The organism is Flavobacterium sp. DW-iso2 (assembly GCF_058725285.1).
Map to the genome: position 1 here is coordinate 14,435 of NZ_JBZXDY010000011.1, position 16,793 is coordinate 31,227.

Genomic DNA, 16,793 nt, shown 5'->3' on the forward strand with positions numbered 1-16,793 from the left:
TTTTTACATTTCAATACTTTCCAACTTTCGATAAATTGGAAAACAAGTTCAAAAGTTGTTTGTTACAAACTATCGACCATTTTCAATAATTACTCAAACCATTCGCGCACAATAATATTAGGCTAAAATCCAAAATTTTTATTCCTTCTAACGGCAGAATTTCTTGAATATGGAGCGGTTTACTGTTTCAGTTTAAAAAATTAAATGCTTTCTAAATTATTTATTTGAAGTACTAATTCTTTTGGAACTAGAATTTTACTTTGGGTTTTGAAATCAAATAAAATGACCTCATGTGTTTTTATCGCCATCAATTTCTGGCTTTTTTCACTGTAATAGAAAGATTTCAGGATGATTCTGTCATCCCTGATTTCTTCCGTTTTTGTACCAATATGGATGGTGTCGGGATAGGTTACCGGAGCAATATATTTAACCGACTGGAATCCTAAAATAATACCTGTTTTCATTTTATCCCCTTCAGATGAGAAGAATCCAAGCGCTCTAAAATAATCAATCCTAGCTGTTTCTCCCCATCGAACATAGACCACATTATTAACATGTTGCAATGCATCCATTTCTCCCCACTGCACTTCAATAGTCGAAATAACAGGATACTGTTTTAAAATATCTTTCATTTTTTCAATAGGTCTTTAAACAATCCGCGGGCGATCACTATTTTCATAATTTCATTGGTTCCTGCATAAATACGGGCAACACGATTGTCAGCATACATGCGAGCAATGGGGTAATCCCACATATATCCATAGCCTCCAAATAATTGTAAACATTCATCCACTACATTGCCGCACATATCCGTTGCCGAATATTTAATCATCGAAGCGGTTTCAGTCGTTAATTTATGATCCACCAATAATTCAATGCAGCGATCTAAAAAGGCCTGATGTATTTGCATTTGCGTGGTACATTCAGCTAGTTTAAATTGGGAATTTTGAAAACCGGCTATCTGAGTTTTAAAAGCCTCTCTTTCTGTCGTATAGGCAATTGTGCTTTCAATAGCTCCTTCGGCTGTTGCTACTGCAAAAATCCCTACTGTCAATCTTTCACGAGCCAATTCTTCCATCATAATTTTGAAACCCATTCTCTCCTCTCCCAGTCTATTTTCTTTTGGTACTTTTACATTATCAAAAAATAACTCACAGGTGTCTTGAGATTTCATTCCTATTTTCTTAAAAGGGATTCCTTTACTGAAACCCTCCATAGATGATTCCATTATAAGCAAAGTCACTCCTTCCTGATCTGTATTGACATTTGTTTTTACTGCTACAATGGCCATATCACACATAAAACCATTGGTGATAAACGTTTTTTGTCCATTTACTACATAATGGTCTCCTTTATCTTCGGCGGTGGTTCGAAGTGCTTTCAAATCACTCCCGCAATTCGGCTCAGTCATACCTATGGCGGTAATCATTTCGCCTTTGGCCATTTGTGGCAAATACTTCTGCTTTTGATCCTCAGTTCCATATTTCAACAAATAAGGCGCTACAATGTCAGAGTGCAATGAAAAACCTGGACCGCTAATTCCTTTTTTTGCAAATTCTTCGATGAATAAAGCGTTAAATGAAAAATCAAGTCCTCCGCCTCCGTAAATTTCTGGCATATCGATACACAATAACCCCAGTTCCCCGGCTCGTTTCCATATTTCGCGGCCTACCATGCCTTCTTTTTCCCAGTCATCCAGCTTATCCATTATTTCATTCGAAATAAATTCCTGAATCATTCCTTGCATCATTTTATGTTCTTCGGACGCGTATATCTTTCGTTCAATTAATATATTCTTTAACATATCTTTTAGTTTTTTAGTTAGTCTATTTTTAGTTCTCGTAGAAAACCCGGCCGGTTCCTGCGCTTTTAATTCGTTCTTGTAAACTTTCGGGTATCTTAAATCGCTCCCCATATTTCGTTTCTAATTTGGCACTATACAAGGCAAATTCCTTTGCTCCGACATAATCAATGTACGACATCACTCCTCCAGTGTGTAGTGGAAATCCTAATCCTAAAATCGAACCTACATCAGCATCTTTGGGTTCTTGAAGTACTCCGGAGTCTAAACATTTGTAAGCATCGATAACCATAGCGAATAACAATCTTCTGCCCACTTCTTCTTCATCATAACTGGCTTGAGGAGGATAGATTTTTGACCATTCTTTCCAAATTAATTTCTTTTCATTTATTGGATAATCATAAAAGCCTTTCCCCTCTTTTTTACCCGTTCGCCCATGCATTTCAGTAATCGTGACCAAAGTCTGCCGTAAATTAATCTCATGAGGCGTTAAATTGGGGTCTTCACTCATTATTGCCAGCATTAAGTTCAAATTAATCTCATCTGAAATCACCAAAGGACCTACTGGCATACCTATCTTTTTAGCCACATTTTCAATTACAGCAGGCGGTACCCCTTCGGTAAGCATTGTAACTCCTTCATTTATAAATTTACCAAAAACTCTTGAAGTAAAGAAACCCCAACCGTCATTTACGATAATGGGGACTTTCCCAATGGCAGTTACATAATCTATGGCTGCTGCCAAAGTTCCTTCGCTTGTTTCTTTACCAACAATTACTTCTACTAATTGCATCTTTTCTACAGGCGAAAAGAAGTGCAATCCAATAAACTTATCCGGTCTGACAGAGGCTTTCGCGAGTTGGCTTATAGGTATTGTTGAAGTATTCGAAGCATAAATTACTGCCGTATCAATCACTTTTTCGGTTTCAATAGTAATCGTATTTTTTAATTTTTCATTTTCGAAAACGGCTTCAATAATCAAATCACAAGACGCTAAATCAGCATCTGAATCTGAAGCTTTTATTTTTTGTAATAGCGCTTCTATTTTGGCTTCAGTTGTATATCCGTTTTCTAATTTTTTTTGCTCCTGTATCTTTATGTAGTCTTTTCCATTTTCTGCTTTTGCTATGCTCACGTCTTTCAGTAAAACATCAATTCCGGCCTTTGCATTTACATAAGCAATTCCCGCACCCATCATTCCGGCACCTATCACGCCTACTTTTTTGAAAGAAACTCGATCATAGCCTTTGGGTTTTGATTTTCCTCTGGCGGCATCGTTTATAAAAATAAAGGAGGCCCTAATAATGTTTTTTGTTTCTTTACTAAATAAGGTATCGACAAAATAACGTGCTTCAATCTCTAATGCTTTATCAATGTGACAGGCTGCGCCATAATAAATCGCACTGAGTACATTTTTGATATGCGGTAAATTCCCATGGGTTGTTTTATAAGCCATCGCATTCGAAACACTGAAAAATTCAGTAACTCCAGACGTTTGCCCAACACCCAATGGAGTTCCGGGGACTTTAAATCTTTTGTTGTCCCAAGGTTGCTCGCTTGTTCCTTTAGTTATAATCCAGTTTTTAGCCAGCATTACGATATCATCTTCAGGACTGCATATTAAATCGACAAGTCCTTCTTTCCCCGCTTGTGCTGCAGTTAGTTTTTTAGATTTCGTAATGTATTCGATGGTTTTCTGCGACCCCAACATTCTCAAAAAGCGTTGCGTACCTCCTGCCCCAGGAAATAAACCCACAGAACATTCGACTAATCCTATATAACTTTTTGGATGACTACTCATAATCCGGTGATGACAGGCTAGTGCAATTTCGCATCCACCGCCAAGAGCAAGTCCGTTTATGGCAGCCACAACCGGTTTGCCACAAGTCTCCATTTTCCGTAAATAGATATTGGTTTGCATGAGCATATCAAAACATTCTTCTTTTGATTTGTCATAATTTAAAAACCATTTTAAGTCACCGCCGGCTATAAAATCTTTTTTGGCGGAAGCAATAACAATTCCTTTTACGGCATCATCCGTTATGGCTTGGTTTATAGTTAAAAAGAACTCGGCCATGGTAACTTCATTCATTATGTTTACCGGAGAATCCGCCACATCCCAAGTAACAATTGCAATACCATCATTATCAACACTGTATTTTATATGTTTATTATTCATAATCTAAAGGATAATTGGTTTTTAAATACGTTCAATAATGGTTGCTATTCCCATTCCCCCACCAACACATAAAGTTGCCAAAGCGGTACTTTTATTTTGACGTTCTAATTCGTCTAGGGCAGTTCCAAGAATCATACAGCCTGTTGCGCCTAAAGGATGCCCCATAGCTATCGCTCCGCCGTTGACATTTACAATCGAATGATCGATATTAAAATGATCCATCAAACGCATTGGAACCACTGCAAACGCTTCATTAACCTCAAAAATATCAATGTTACTCGCATTCATTTTGGCATTTCGCAATGCTTTTTTAGTTGCTGGAATAGGACCTTCAAGCATAATCAATGGCTCACTTCCCAATACGGCCCCCATTCTGATTATTGCTCTTGGTTTTAATCCGAGTTTCTCCCCTATTTCTTTCGAACCAATTAACATTAATGAAGCTCCATCAACAAGGCCAGAGGAATTACCAGCATGATGGATGTGATTTATTTTTTCGATTTCTAAGTATCTATCTATGGCGGTTTGATCAAACAATTGCTCGCCCATTTTTTCAAATGCTGGCGATAATTTAGATAGTATTTCTAAAGTGGTATTTGCTCGAATGTATTCATCCTTTGCCAAATGAACCAAGCCATTTATATCAGTCACTGGAATTATGGATCTATCAAAAAAGCCATTTTGTTGTGCAAACGCTGCTCGTTTTTGAGAATTTACAGCAAAGTGATCTACGTCGTTTCGGGAATATCCATATTTCGTTGCTATTAAATCGGCCGATATTCCTTGAGGAACAAAGTGTCCAAAAGCAGCATCGGGCTCCATTAGCCAAGCAGAACCGTCAAGCCCCATAGGCACTCTTGACATGGATTCTACTCCACCGGCAATAATCAACTCAGACCATCCTGATTTAATCATAGCTGCTGCTTGATTAATAGCCTCCAGTCCGGAAGCACAATAGCGGTTTAGAGAAACGGCAGAGAGGTGATCCCCATAATTAGAACACTGCGCAGCGACCTTAGCAACATTCCCTCCTTGTTCCCCAACCTGAGTCACACAGCCAACTATCAAATCTTCTACTAAACTAGTGTCTAAATCGTTTCTTTCTTTTAAGGCGGTCAACAAAGTAGTTAATAATTGAACCGGACTAACTGGGGCTAAAGAACCGTTGCCTTTTCCAATTCCCCTGGGTGTTCGAACTGAATCGTAGATATATGCTTCCATTTTCATTAATTAAGTTACCAATCGGTAACATGTATTGAAAAAATGTTACCATATGGTAACAAATATAGTTTTATTTATTTAAATTTGAAATTTATTTTAAAAAATTAAAGTCATAATATTGCAGAAAACCATCAGCTTACATAATTTATTAACTATGGAACAATACACTCAAGAAACCTATCATTTCGATTTATCCAACGATAAAATACAAACTGTTCATGCCTTTCTCAATAAAGACGGGGCAAGCACAGCTAAAGAATTTTCCATCAAAGCCTATGAATACGTTCGCGATAACTGGCCGTATTACCCCTACCGCTTTAGTTTAATAAATGAAGACTGGCGCGCATCAGAGTTAACAACGCATAAAAGTGGCCATTGTATTGATAAAGTAATTATTTTGATTGCAATTTTACGAGCACAGAAAATTCCGGCTAGACTGGGATTGGCAAAAGTAAAAAATCACATAGCGGTAGATCAGATTGTTGAAAAATTTGGCTCAGATGTACTCGTGCCACATGGTTATATCGAAATCTACATAGATAATAAATGGATCAAAGCCACACCCGCTTTCAACAAAGAACTCTGTCAGCTCCTCAATGTAAAGGTTTTAGAGTTTGATGGAGAAAATGATTCTATATTTCAAGAATTTGACCAAACCGGTAAAAAGGCTTTTATGGAATACCTTGAAGATTACGGAACTTTTAATGAAGTACCTTTACCTTATATGTTTCAATTATTACAACAACATTATCCCCGAATAATTGAATCAGGAATAACTTTAGGCGGTGTATTACAACTATCCAAATTATAAATGAAAAAAGACAGAGCAGCTACCGAAGAAAAGATCTACAAAGCCTTTTTGGATATATTAAAAGAAAAAGGCCCCCAAGGAGTTGGGATAAATGCCATTGCCAAGGAAGCAGGAGTTTCTAAATCATTAATCTACCGTTATTTTGGCGGTATGAAAGGTCTACTGTTACGTTTTGCTCAAAAAGGAGACTTCTTTAAATCCCTTTCAGTCATTGATGAAAAAAAGGATAATTTAGAAAACTTAAAAGACTTCATTAAAGAAGGAACCAAAGAACTGCGCAAAAACACTTTAACCCAAGAAATTTTGCGCTGGCAGTTGATCGAAAATAATGAGAACACGAAAAGTCTTTTTAAGTACTTCAATGCCCAAGTAGGCAAAACATTTACTACGAATACAAAAGACGAATCCCTTAATGCCGCTTTTCAGTTAATGTTAGGTGGCTATGTTTACTTTACCTTATTATCTAAATTTAATAAAACATTTATAGCAACCGATTTGACATCAGAAACTACTTGGGAAAATTTTGATGAGGCTATTGCCAAAACAATAGAACTGTTCAGTAAAACCTAACTGGAATCTAAAATCACCCACTCTTACTACAACCAAAAGCTGTTTCGACTAAAGTCCTATCAATACACTCTCTTTCTGAAAAGCACAATTATAAAGCTTTACAAAGCTACCAAATCAATCAAATGATGACTGAAAAGCTTAAATATGCAGCGCAAATTCAGTCACACAACCGAAACTTAAATAGAAATAATGTCATTTTAACAACACACAAATAGGAATTTCAAAAATAGTTACATAATTACTATGTAGTATTACAAAAGGCATGTTGTTTGCTTTATAACAAAATGGGGTTCTGCTTTTGACTCAGAACTATATTTTTTTTCACTAATGTGTTTAAAATAAAGAATATAGTAAGAACAAAAATGAAGAATTATCGCAGAATCAAATTAAAATTAATAGCATCAATTAAAATAACGCCTATGAATACCTATTACTTACATGACGGGACAATACTTAGCGGTCCTTTTGATTTTGCCGAATTAAAAGCAAAAAAAATAACGAAAACCACTTCCGTATGGTGCGAAGGAATGGAAGATTGGAAACAAGCAGGAGAAGTGGAGGAATTAAAAAAATCATTATTTTCCATACCCCCACCAATTAAGTCTTTCGTTGTCCCTCCAACACCTTCAAAAAACGAATATGAAAATGAAATTAAGAAGTTTGCACGTGTAAATAAAAAACCCTTACTTCTGGTTGCTGGAATGTTACTTTTAACTATTGGAACCTTAATTTTTAATATTATACTAAAGAGGAGAACTTTAAAACTAGAGGAGAGAAACAATCAAACTGAATACAACAACCATCAGTATAAAATACAGGAAAAAGAAATTGAAGATCAGAAGAACTTTATTACTGAACAAGAGAAAATAGAATCGGAAAGGATTGGAAAAGAAAGAAAACTGGCCATCAATAATCGACTTTCATCCATTAAAAATTTACTTACCGTCACACATTCCAATTTAAACAATTCCAAAAACGAATTAAATGATGCCCGAAAATTTCATTTTTTAAGAACAAATGGCGAACGGGAGGATGAAATTAACTCTATAGCAAATAACATTGTTTTTTGGCGGAATGAAATTGAAAAACTTGAAAAGGAAATGAGTATGCGATATCTGGAACTTGAAAAAATTCACTAATCTGCTTCTCAACATTTAGCAACTTCCTACACTGCTATTTTTAAATCACAATCAAGGAACAGCTTTTAGTCCAATCAGGATTAAAAGCTGTTTTTTTATGCCTTATAATGCGACACGATCTTAGCAATAATAAAAGGGGTTACGATAATTTATTTTTACATAAAAAATTAAAAACACATCCTTTCAATCTTATTTAGATTAAAAAAAATAAAAAAAACTTCTTTATTTATACTAAAAAAATAATACTACCCTAAACAAATAGGGGGTGTCGTTAAAAATATTAATTATGAATATTTCGATATTTTAGCATTATAATACCGAATAACTAAAATTTGGAAGTCATTTTTTGTAATTGATAATTCTTTCCAAATTAGATCAAAAACATTAATTATTCTTTCTTCTCTTAAAGAAAAGTTAATAAATTCGTCAAAATCAGCGGCTGAAAATCGCATCAAAACCGAATTTATTTAACCTATTTCAAAATTTAAATGAAGAGTAAAATAATAACCAAAACCAATTAATCAATACTAACTAAATTTTTTATCTAATGAAAAAAATCGAAGCTGTTATTCGAAAATCAAAATTTGATGAAGTTAAAGAAGCTTTACACAAAATCGAAGTCAATTTTTTCACCTATTGGGACGTTACCGGAGTTGGTAATGAACAACAAGGACATGTTTACAGGGGAATAACCTATAGCACCACAGACATCCAACGAAGATATATTTCCGTGGTCGTTTCCGATCCTTTTTTAGAAAAGACGGTTGACACTATTTTAGAAGCGGCCTCTACAGGAATGGTAGGAGACGGAAAAATATTTGTTTCTGACATTCAAGAAACATACAGAATCAGAACTAAAGAAAAAGGAACGGATGCCATCAACTAACCAACTTTCTATAAACTAACTAATAACAAAATAAATTATGGATACGAATGCTGTATTAGACTTAATGTGGGTGTTAATCTGCGGAATTTTAGTGTTTTTTATGCAAGCAGGTTTTACGCTTGTAGAAACTGGATTTACCAGATCGAAGAACACAGGGAACATAATAATGAAAAATTTAATGGACTTCTGTATTGGAAGTGTCGCATTCTGGGCAATAGGATACTCGTTAATGTATGGAGCTTCAATAGGTTCTGTTATAGGAACTCCAAGTTGGTTTTTTGATAGCGCTGCCGATATGCACAGTTTGTTCTTTCAAACTGTATTTGCTGCAACAGCTGCAACAATTGTTTCTGGTGCTATTGCCGAAAGAACAAAATTCACTACTTATTTGATCTTCTCGTTATTAATGACTTTACTTATTTATCCAATTTCTGGTAGCTGGGTTTGGAATGCAGGAGGATGGCTTGCAAAAATGGGATTTACTGATTTTGCTGGTTCCAGTGTAGTACACTCTGTTGGTGGTTGGGCATCATTAGTGGCTGCTGCTTTGGTAGGACCTAGAATTGGAAAATATAATACGGATGGAACATCAAATGCAATACCTGGACACAGTTTAATGTTAGGTGCATTAGGGGTGTTTATTTTATGGTTTGGATGGTTTGGATTTAATCCGGGTTCTCAATTAGCAATTTCTGGGGACAATGCTTTCAAAGTAGCGGCTATTTTTATCACAACAAATCTTGCTGGAGCTTCTGGAGCATTGGCTGCTATGTTCTTGACTTGGGCCGTTTATAAAAAACCAGATATTTCTATGACATTAAATGGCGTATTAGCTGGCCTTGTAGGTGTTACTGCGGGTTGTGCTGCTGTAAGTCCAATGGGAGCATTCTTTATCGGACTAATTTGCGGTGTAGCAGTCGTGTTTTCAATCGAATTTATAGACAAAAAACTAAAAATTGACGATCCTGTTGGAGCTATTTCTGTACACGGAGTTTGTGGTGCCTTAGGTACTTTACTAGTAGGTGTTTTTGCTACTGATGGTGGTTTACTTTACGGCGGAGGATTTGAAAAGCTAGGAGTTCAAGCTATTGGAGTATTTTCAATTGCAGCATGGGCAATGGGCGCTTCGTTTGTAGTACTTTTTATCCTAAAGAAAACTATGGGATTAAGAGTTACTAAAGAAGAAGAAATTGATGGTTTAGATATTCATGAACATGGAACCAATGTTTATAATGATTAACACTTAAAAAAGTTAAACTAAAACGGATCAAATATAATTAAAGCGAGATATCGTAGCTTATAAATAAAGTCTCAAACAAAAAATAGTTTTGTTTGAGGCTTTATGCTTTAAGAATCCACATTAATCACTACTTTAGAATAATCCTCGATTCTTTTTAAAATCTCTACAGGCTAAATAAATACATCGCTTCCTCCATTTTTATAAATCTTCTAAAGTAATATGCGAAACTACCGACTTGTCTTGCAGCAAAACATCATCATAACTTCCGTCGTCGTCATTTTTTTTTATCAGAAGCCAAGCGTTTTCCTGTTTTCCGTTTAGTCTCACTAATGTAAATTCCCCCTTCAGTTTATGCCCTTTTAGAATAATTCCCAGCTTCCCTTTTTCTAAATCCGATTTAATATCGCCTTCCTCTTTAGTATCTGCAAGCGTATACGTTCCATTATCCCATACAATCACTTTACCAGCTCCGTAATTTCCCTCGGGAATAATACCCTCAAAATCCTTATAATCGTATGGATGATCTTCCACCATAATCGCCAATCTTTTATCAGCTGGTTTCATCGAAGGCCCCTTGGGTATAGCCCAACTTTTCAGTACGCCATCCATTTCCAAACGAAAATCATAATGCAGATGAGATGCAGCATGTTTTTGCACCACAAAAACCAACTTGTTTTTCGGCTTTACAACATCTCCTTTTGGCTCTGTTGTGGAATTAAAATTGCGTTTTTCGCTGTATTTTTTTAAAGACATACCACATGAATTTTAGATTGAAACCTTGCTAAAAGTTGCTCTTTTTAATTTATTTATGGATTAAAATCCATGATTATACATGGTATCCTATTCAAAAAAAATACCGCCAGAGAAGCATTTTTATAATTAATACGCCATAAACCCGCTAGATTATTTTTAAAACTGCAGTATGTTAAATCTTATGAAAATAATAAAAATACGGACTTAAAGTTTAATAAGTTTACAATCTAAAATTGATTCCTACTAAATGCCCATGTCAAAAGAAAAAATACGTCTAGATAAAACCTGTCTCAATTGTAACCATATTGTAGCCGAACGGTATTGTCCAAATTGTGGACAGGAAAACACGTTGAGCCGCCTCTCTTTTCACCATATCTTTATTCATTTCTCTAAAGATTTAACTCATTACGACAATGCTTTTTGGAAGTCAATATTTTACTTATTTTTTAAACCTGCCGCTTTAACTAAAGCATACATGGCAGGAAAGCGTTTGTCTTATTTGAATCCTATCAGACTTTATATTTTCATCAGTTTTGTGACTTTTTTAATGATCTCTTTATTTCCTAATAATCCGGAAAAAGGAATGAAGACCCCTTCAGCAAAACACGAACAAGTAATCATTCCTACCATAGATTCTTTACATATTGAAGAGAAAAGCGTAGATGGTTTAACAAAAGTCGGTCTGTTATCGCAGCAGAATAATGACACAATAAAAAAAATACTAGAACAAACAGATAAAATTGACAAAGTAAAAGATACCCAAACAACTGATTCGACTCCCAATAAAGAAGTTGCTGATTTTGGATATAAATCCATCACCGAATTAGACTCTATTCAAAAATACGGCGGTAAAAAAACACAAGTAACCGATACAGAATATTGGTTACTTAAAAAATGGCTAACCGTAAAAGAAGAAAACACAAACGAACAAATTGTCGACAAGTTCACTGAATCATTTGCACATAATTTATCAAAGTTATTATTCATGTACATGCCGGTCTTCGCCTTCGTTTTATGGCTTTTTCATGATAAGAAAAAATGGTACTATTATGATAGCGGCATCTTTACTTTGCATTATTTTTCCTTTTTACTACTACTGGTTCTAACCCTGTTCTTTATCGATAAAATCTTTCCGTTATTTGGAAATAATCCTGTTACGGAGTGGGTTCATTTTAGTTTAAAAACCCTGGGGATATTTTGGATGATTTATTATTTCTTTCCGGCACACCGTCGTTTTTACGGAGAAAAAATTATGGTCTCCTTATTCAAAAGTAGTGTTATCTTTATCATTAACTTAGTTGTAATCACCTTATTATTAGTGCTTTTCGCATTGTACACGTATAATAATATTCACTAAAAAATCATTATTAATCCGTTTGAAACTTTGCTTACTGGCTTGATAATAAGTCCCTATTAATACAAAAGCTATTTTATCGAAGGCGTTAGTTACCCATTATCTTCTTCCAAATCATTGTGGTTATCACCGCCAATACTATAATGATTATTTTCTTCATCCTCACTCCCTATTTCCTCTTGTGCATCGTCTAACTCTGATCCAGGAATATCTAAATCACCACCTGACATATCTTCCTCAAAATTTTTTTCATTTAGTTCCCTTTTGTTATTTATTTCAACTGGAATTTTCTTTTTAGTGATATCAGCAGGATTAATATTGCCCTCCTTGTGTCCCTTAATGTAGATATCTTCACTTGGCGGATAATTTATAGCATCAAGAACTTTTTCTTGATCTATCTCTTCCGTTTTTAAAGCTTTTGGACTCGGTTTATTATCTTTCTTTTCCATTTTTACTAAGGTTTTAACTTATTGATATTTAATAAACTAAGTTAATCATTTTTTTACAAAAACAGGAGTTCTATTTTTGTTTAAATACAGCTGAACAATCAATCCATTTCTATAACAGTGTACTTACCAAGTTTTTAATACTTTCTACTTATTCGAAATTTTTAATTTACACAATAGCTGACATGAAAACTAAAATAGCATCATTTATTTTACATTTTATACCTAATAAATGACTAATTTTAAACTGACAAAAAAGATCGCTTTCCATATTTTTTTTTATACTAATTTTAAAACAATACAAATATGAGCTTACTATCAGAAAATATTATTCCAGGAAATCACGGTAAAATCTTTGGAACAAACGCGATGGAAGAAAACGATTTAACAGCAATTAAAAATAGCCTGTTAGAATTAGACGGAATTATTGATGTTATCCTGAACACTGAAATTTTCCCACGAGAATTTACGGTACATACTGACCAAATCGTTTCCTTATCAGATATTGAAAACAAGGTAAAAACAGTTGGATTCCACGCTATTCCTAAAGGCACATTTAAATTATAGTAAATACGGAGATTTACAAAGACCTAACTTTTTCATTAAAAGACAGTACTTCCTGAGTACTTTTGATTTTTTTATGAAATAGCTATTTTAATATTTGTTTTTCAATTCTATATATCGTAATATTGCAATATAAATATATAGCAATGGGAATTACTAAAACAGAACATTTTTCAGAAGAGCAAAATGAGTTGGCAATCTTAGCGAAAGCAATTGGCCATCCAGCACGTATCGCCATAATTCAGCATCTAATAAAAGTAAACAGCTGTATTTGCGGAGACATCGTAAACGAATTACCTCTGGCACAACCTACCGTTTCTCAACACTTAAAGGAATTAAAAAATGCCGGACTCATCAAAGGAAGTTTTGAAGGAAACGCTATTTGTTATTGTCTAGACGAAAAAGGCTTCCATAAAATTCGTGGCTTTTTCAACCAAGTAAATACCTATTTAGAAAACAAAAAAAATCAATGTTGTTAATTTTTAAAATATAAAACCATGAAGTTATCAGAAATTAAAAAACAGTTAAGCACATTAGAAAATGTAACTTTCCAATTGCCAAATGGCACTTATGTTCCAGAACATTTTCACGTTACTGAAGTAGGTTTAATTACCAAAAATTTCATTGACTGCGGAGGAAAAGTGAGAAACGAAACCGTGGTAAACTTCCAGTTGTGGGATGCCAATGACTTTGAACACCGCCTAAAACCAAAGAAACTCTTGGATATTATTACACTATCTGAAAAAGTTTTAGGAATTGAAGACAACGAAATAGAGGTCGAATACCAAGCAGAAACTATTGGTAAATACGACTTAGGATTCAACGGAAAGGATTTTACACTATTAAACAAACAAACCGCTTGCCTAGCAGAGGATGCATGTGGAATTCCGCAAGAAAAGCAAAACATAAAATTATCTGAAATTCCAAGTCAAACGAACAGCTGTACTCCAGGCGGAGGTTGTTGTTAACTAAAAACCTTTTTAAAAATGATTCAATCAAATACTGCCGTATTCACAGCGATAGAAAATGAAATTAGCTCCTTTCAATTCGGAACTATTTCTTTGGAGCGAAAAGCAATACTGCTACCACTTATTGATTTTATTCAAGAGAAAGTTAGCAAGAATCAAGAAGTCCGACTCAACTTTATTTGTACCCACAATTCAAGAAGGAGTCATTTATCGCAAGTTTGGGCACAAACAGCAGCAGCACATTTTAATGTGAAAAATGTATTTTGCTATTCCGGCGGAACAGAAGCTACCGCATTATTCCCAATGGTTGCGAAAACATTAGAACAAGCAGGATTCCAAATGCAACCCCTTTCTGAAGGTACGAATCCGGCTTACAGCATTAAATATAGTGAGAATGAACATCCTATTATTGGGTTTTCTAAAACCTATGACGACAGTTTTAATCCGCAATCTGCCTTTGCCGCGATATTGACTTGCTCAAGTGCTGATAACGGCTGCCCTTTTATTGCCGGTGCTGAAAAACGCATTCCTATCACTTTTGAAGACCCAAAAGCATTTGATAATACACCCCAAAAAGAAGCAAAATACAAAGAAAGAAGCGTCCAAATTGCTACGGAGCTTTTCTATGTATTCTCACAAATAAAAAAATAATATGTCTGCAACTAATTGCACTCCTGCATTGAACCGAAAAAAATTGGGGTTTCTCGATAGTTATTTAACCCTTTGGATATTCCTTGCCATGGCAATAGGCGTTGCCATTGGGAACTTCTTCCCCTCTAGCGGAGACTTTATCAATTCCTTTTCCAGTGGAACCACTAATATTCCGCTGGCAATTGGACTTATCCTAATGATGTATCCGCCATTGGCAAAAGTAAAATACGAACAAATGGGCGAAGTCTTTAAAAATACTAAAGTACTAGGTGCTTCCCTATTCCTGAATTGGGTTTTAGGCCCAATCTTAATGTTTGCCTTGGCGCTCATTTTCCTCAATGGTTATCCTGAATACATGATCGGCGTGATCCTTATTGGACTCGCACGTTGTATTGCTATGGTTGTCGTCTGGAATGACCTTGCAGATGGAGATAGAGAATATGCAGCCGGATTAATCGCCTTAAACAGTATTTTCCAGGTATTGCTTTATAGTGTCTATGCGTATATTTTCATCACCGTACTTCCTCCCTATTTTGGCTACACCGGTTTTGAAGTCAACATCAGTATTGGACAAATTGCCGAGAGTGTTGGTATTTATTTAGGAATTCCTTTTGCATTGGGAATCATCAGTCGATATGCTTTAATTCATTTAAAAGGCGAAGACTGGTTCCAGAATAAATACGTCCCTTTTATCTCCCCAATTACCCTGATCGCCTTATTATTCACGATTGTAATCATGTTTAGCCTAAAAGGAGAATTGATTGTTCAGATACCGATGGATGTCGTTCGAATCGCCATTCCTCTTGTTATCTACTTCACTTTGATGTTTGTATTGAGCTTCATGGTCGGGAAATACTTTGGCGCCGACTATTCTAAAAGTACTGCTATTGCGTTTACGGCTACGGGAAACAATTTCGAATTGGCCATTGCAGTCGCTATTGGTGTGTTTGGCATCAACAGCGGACAAGCTTTTGCTGGTGTTATAGGCCCGTTAGTCGAAGTTCCGGCATTGATCGCCTTGGTGAATGTCGCTTTTTGGTTTCGAAAAAAATACTATCCCATTACGGCATAAAAATCAAATTATCATAAAATATAACAACCATCCTTTTATTTCAAAATAAGAGGGTGGTTTATTTTTTAGGAGCTATTTCCTGCTATCCACTGTATCTTTATACCTGCCAAAAACGGCAGCTATAAAGGATGCCGCTTCTATCAGGGCTAGGGCATTTCGTTGTAAAATGAAGGTCTAAATCTTAAATGCAATAAAACAGCTATATTAGCCTATAAGAACCGGTTTACTCCAATAAAACAAATTTACAAATAATGGACAACGAATTAATTGCTACAACAAGTTGGTGGAAAACTAATTGGAAATGGTTTGTACCCACTTGTATCGTGCTATTTACAATTGTCGCAACTTTGCTAGCGACAACTAGCTTTGATGGCACCGCTATTAATTTTGCGCAAGCTTATTCCGAGGATTCTCTATATACTAAAGCAATTGAAAAAGTAAATGCAAACCACAGAGCAAAAACAATCCTTGGAGAAATAGAGCCCATTGGCAAATTAGCCATTCTAGAAGGAGATGCAAAGTACACAAATGATAATAAGTCTGTCGAAATAACGGTTAGAATAGAAGGCAACAAAACAAATGGCAAAATGGATATTTCGGCTTACAAAAACGGAACAGAATGGGAATACAAAAAAATAACGATTCGAATAAAACAACCCAAAGAAGAAATTGCAATTATTGATTAATGTTATCGAATTAAAAAAGCAATTACAGTTTAGTTGATTTACCCACCGTCAAATAAATGTGATTGTTGGGATATAGGAATTCCATCTTAGTATTTTGTTTGTTAATTTTCATATCAACAGTACCTTTCTCATTTTCCAAGGAATAAAGTATGTAATTAGGATCGGGAGCATACACCACAGACTTCATAATTTTATATTTCAATTTCATATTAGTAAAAAAGAATACTACATCATTCTTTTTTCTGTCGAGGAACACAAACGAATATTCATTTCCTGAAATATCGCATTCTCCAATCTTAAAAGGAGCTTCGTCAACACAATAACGCTGCACATTAAACACTTGTTCTTGAGAATACATAGCACCCGACAACAATAATAGAGCGATAAAATACTTCATGGTTTTTGATTTTCTTAAATTGTACTAGAGCAATACAATCCGTTGCATTAATACA

At 35.1% G+C, this 16,793-nt stretch carries 19 protein-coding genes; 12 read left to right on the forward strand and 7 right to left on the reverse strand.

What is annotated here, in order from left to right; genetic code table 11:
- Nucleotides 1-200: 200 nt before the first annotated feature.
- From AC4PRO_RS09430 to AC4PRO_RS09445, 4 genes are read right to left on the reverse strand one after another with little or no spacing between them, the layout of a single operon-like run.
- Nucleotides 201-632, reverse strand: a complete 432-nt coding sequence (locus tag AC4PRO_RS09430) for an acyl-CoA thioesterase (RefSeq protein WP_074724142.1) — start codon at nt 630-632, stop codon at nt 201-203.
- On the reverse strand, nt 629-1,804 hold the full coding sequence (locus tag AC4PRO_RS09435; protein WP_492117178.1) for an acyl-CoA dehydrogenase family protein: 1,176 nt from the start codon (nt 1,802-1,804) through the stop codon (nt 629-631). Before AC4PRO_RS09435 ends, AC4PRO_RS09430 begins: the two co-directional genes overlap by 4 nt.
- 28 nt (nt 1,805-1,832) lie before the next feature.
- Nucleotides 1,833-3,980: a 3-hydroxyacyl-CoA dehydrogenase NAD-binding domain-containing protein gene (locus AC4PRO_RS09440; protein WP_492117179.1), complete on the reverse strand. Its 2,148-nt coding sequence runs from the start codon at nt 3,978-3,980 to the stop codon at nt 1,833-1,835.
- A gap of 21 nt (nt 3,981-4,001) precedes the next feature.
- Nucleotides 4,002-5,201, reverse strand: a complete 1,200-nt coding sequence (locus tag AC4PRO_RS09445) for an acetyl-CoA C-acetyltransferase (RefSeq protein WP_139174254.1) — start codon at nt 5,199-5,201, stop codon at nt 4,002-4,004.
- A gap of 154 nt (nt 5,202-5,355) precedes the next feature.
- Here AC4PRO_RS09445 and AC4PRO_RS09450 point away from each other — a divergent pair, with 154 nt between their 5' ends.
- The 5 genes from AC4PRO_RS09450 to AC4PRO_RS09470 all read left to right on the forward strand — a co-directional run bounded on the left by AC4PRO_RS09450 (nt 5,356) and on the right by AC4PRO_RS09470 (nt 9,847).
- Nucleotides 5,356-6,012, forward strand: coding sequence for a transglutaminase-like domain-containing protein (locus tag AC4PRO_RS09450; RefSeq protein WP_492117180.1), 657 nt, complete (start codon nt 5,356-5,358; stop codon nt 6,010-6,012).
- Entirely contained in the window at nt 6,013-6,582 is a 570-nt protein-coding gene (locus AC4PRO_RS09455; protein ID WP_074724137.1) for a TetR/AcrR family transcriptional regulator, read from the forward strand. It abuts the gene before it with no gap.
- A 419-nt stretch (nt 6,583-7,001) separates the two neighbouring features.
- Nucleotides 7,002-7,721, forward strand: a complete 720-nt coding sequence (locus AC4PRO_RS09460) for a DUF4339 domain-containing protein (protein ID WP_492117181.1) — start codon at nt 7,002-7,004, stop codon at nt 7,719-7,721.
- Nucleotides 7,722-8,268: 547 nt separating this feature from the next.
- Entirely contained in the window at nt 8,269-8,607 is a 339-nt protein-coding gene (locus AC4PRO_RS09465; RefSeq protein ID WP_074724135.1) for a P-II family nitrogen regulator, read from the forward strand.
- Between the two features lie 37 nt (nt 8,608-8,644).
- Complete coding sequence (locus AC4PRO_RS09470) at nt 8,645-9,847, forward strand: ammonium transporter (protein ID WP_074724134.1); 1,203 nt, start codon at nt 8,645-8,647, stop codon at nt 9,845-9,847.
- A 198-nt stretch (nt 9,848-10,045) separates the two neighbouring features.
- On the opposite strand, the gene AC4PRO_RS09475 is transcribed toward AC4PRO_RS09470, so the two are convergent.
- Entirely contained in the window at nt 10,046-10,600 is a 555-nt protein-coding gene (locus AC4PRO_RS09475) for a DNA polymerase ligase N-terminal domain-containing protein (RefSeq protein ID WP_492117182.1), read from the reverse strand.
- Between the two features lie 253 nt (nt 10,601-10,853).
- Here AC4PRO_RS09475 and AC4PRO_RS09480 point away from each other — a divergent pair, with 253 nt between their 5' ends.
- Nucleotides 10,854-11,957, forward strand: coding sequence for a DUF3667 domain-containing protein (locus tag AC4PRO_RS09480; RefSeq protein ID WP_492117183.1), 1,104 nt, complete (start codon nt 10,854-10,856; stop codon nt 11,955-11,957).
- 89 nt (nt 11,958-12,046) lie between these two features.
- Here AC4PRO_RS09480 and AC4PRO_RS09485 read toward each other — a convergent pair whose 3' ends face one another.
- Nucleotides 12,047-12,403, reverse strand: coding sequence for a hypothetical protein (locus tag AC4PRO_RS09485; RefSeq protein WP_492117184.1), 357 nt, complete (start codon nt 12,401-12,403; stop codon nt 12,047-12,049).
- Between the two features lie 303 nt (nt 12,404-12,706).
- Between AC4PRO_RS09485 and AC4PRO_RS09490 the strand changes: the two genes are divergently transcribed.
- From AC4PRO_RS09490 to AC4PRO_RS09515, 6 genes are all read left to right on the forward strand, one after another.
- Complete coding sequence (locus AC4PRO_RS09490; RefSeq protein WP_492117185.1) at nt 12,707-12,967, forward strand: heavy-metal-associated domain-containing protein; 261 nt, start codon at nt 12,707-12,709, stop codon at nt 12,965-12,967.
- Between the two features lie 143 nt (nt 12,968-13,110).
- On the forward strand, nt 13,111-13,443 hold the full coding sequence (locus tag AC4PRO_RS09495) for an ArsR/SmtB family transcription factor (RefSeq protein ID WP_492117186.1): 333 nt from the start codon (nt 13,111-13,113) through the stop codon (nt 13,441-13,443).
- An 18-nt stretch (nt 13,444-13,461) separates the two neighbouring features.
- Nucleotides 13,462-13,932: a DUF6428 family protein gene (locus tag AC4PRO_RS09500; protein ID WP_492117187.1), complete on the forward strand. Its 471-nt coding sequence runs from the start codon at nt 13,462-13,464 to the stop codon at nt 13,930-13,932.
- A gap of 18 nt (nt 13,933-13,950) precedes the next feature.
- A complete protein-coding gene (locus AC4PRO_RS09505) occupies nt 13,951-14,583 on the forward strand; it encodes an arsenate-mycothiol transferase ArsC (protein ID WP_492117188.1) in 633 nt (210 codons plus the stop codon).
- Between the two features lies 1 nt (nt 14,584).
- Nucleotides 14,585-15,655 (forward strand): ACR3 family arsenite efflux transporter, encoded by a 1,071-nt coding sequence (arsB, locus tag AC4PRO_RS09510; protein ID WP_074724126.1) that lies wholly within the window; start codon nt 14,585-14,587, stop codon nt 15,653-15,655.
- A 251-nt stretch (nt 15,656-15,906) separates the two neighbouring features.
- On the forward strand, nt 15,907-16,341 hold the full coding sequence (locus AC4PRO_RS09515) for a cytochrome c oxidase assembly factor Coa1 family protein (RefSeq protein ID WP_492117189.1): 435 nt from the start codon (nt 15,907-15,909) through the stop codon (nt 16,339-16,341).
- Nucleotides 16,342-16,363: 22 nt separating this feature from the next.
- Here AC4PRO_RS09515 and AC4PRO_RS09520 read toward each other — a convergent pair whose 3' ends face one another.
- A complete protein-coding gene (locus AC4PRO_RS09520) occupies nt 16,364-16,738 on the reverse strand; it encodes a hypothetical protein (RefSeq protein ID WP_492117190.1) in 375 nt (124 codons plus the stop codon).
- Nucleotides 16,739-16,793 lie beyond the last annotated feature (55 nt).

Coding starts and splice junctions, on each gene's coding strand:
- AC4PRO_RS09515 (WP_492117189.1), top strand. CDS start 15,907: ATGGACAACGAATTAATTGCTACAACAAGTTGGTGGAAAACTAATTGG.
- arsB (WP_074724126.1), top strand. CDS start 14,585: ATGTCTGCAACTAATTGCACTCCTGCATTGAACCGAAAAAAATTGGGG.
- AC4PRO_RS09495 (WP_492117186.1), top strand. CDS start 13,111: ATGGGAATTACTAAAACAGAACATTTTTCAGAAGAGCAAAATGAGTTG.
- AC4PRO_RS09450 (WP_492117180.1), top strand. CDS start 5,356: ATGGAACAATACACTCAAGAAACCTATCATTTCGATTTATCCAACGAT.
- AC4PRO_RS09465 (WP_074724135.1), top strand. CDS start 8,269: ATGAAAAAAATCGAAGCTGTTATTCGAAAATCAAAATTTGATGAAGTT.
- AC4PRO_RS09480 (WP_492117183.1), top strand. CDS start 10,854: ATGTCAAAAGAAAAAATACGTCTAGATAAAACCTGTCTCAATTGTAAC.
- AC4PRO_RS09435 (WP_492117178.1), bottom strand. CDS start 1,804: ATGTTAAAGAATATATTAATTGAACGAAAGATATACGCGTCCGAAGAA.
- AC4PRO_RS09475 (WP_492117182.1), bottom strand. CDS start 10,600: ATGTCTTTAAAAAAATACAGCGAAAAACGCAATTTTAATTCCACAACA.
- AC4PRO_RS09470 (WP_074724134.1), top strand. CDS start 8,645: ATGGATACGAATGCTGTATTAGACTTAATGTGGGTGTTAATCTGCGGA.
- AC4PRO_RS09500 (WP_492117187.1), top strand. CDS start 13,462: ATGAAGTTATCAGAAATTAAAAAACAGTTAAGCACATTAGAAAATGTA.
- AC4PRO_RS09520 (WP_492117190.1), bottom strand. CDS start 16,738: ATGAAGTATTTTATCGCTCTATTATTGTTGTCGGGTGCTATGTATTCT.
- AC4PRO_RS09445 (WP_139174254.1), bottom strand. CDS start 5,201: ATGGAAGCATATATCTACGATTCAGTTCGAACACCCAGGGGAATTGGA.
- AC4PRO_RS09455 (WP_074724137.1), top strand. CDS start 6,013: ATGAAAAAAGACAGAGCAGCTACCGAAGAAAAGATCTACAAAGCCTTT.
- AC4PRO_RS09485 (WP_492117184.1), bottom strand. CDS start 12,403: ATGGAAAAGAAAGATAATAAACCGAGTCCAAAAGCTTTAAAAACGGAA.
- AC4PRO_RS09440 (WP_492117179.1), bottom strand. CDS start 3,980: ATGAATAATAAACATATAAAATACAGTGTTGATAATGATGGTATTGCA.
- AC4PRO_RS09460 (WP_492117181.1), top strand. CDS start 7,002: ATGAATACCTATTACTTACATGACGGGACAATACTTAGCGGTCCTTTT.
- AC4PRO_RS09490 (WP_492117185.1), top strand. CDS start 12,707: ATGAGCTTACTATCAGAAAATATTATTCCAGGAAATCACGGTAAAATC.
- AC4PRO_RS09505 (WP_492117188.1), top strand. CDS start 13,951: ATGATTCAATCAAATACTGCCGTATTCACAGCGATAGAAAATGAAATT.
- AC4PRO_RS09430 (WP_074724142.1), bottom strand. CDS start 632: ATGAAAGATATTTTAAAACAGTATCCTGTTATTTCGACTATTGAAGTG.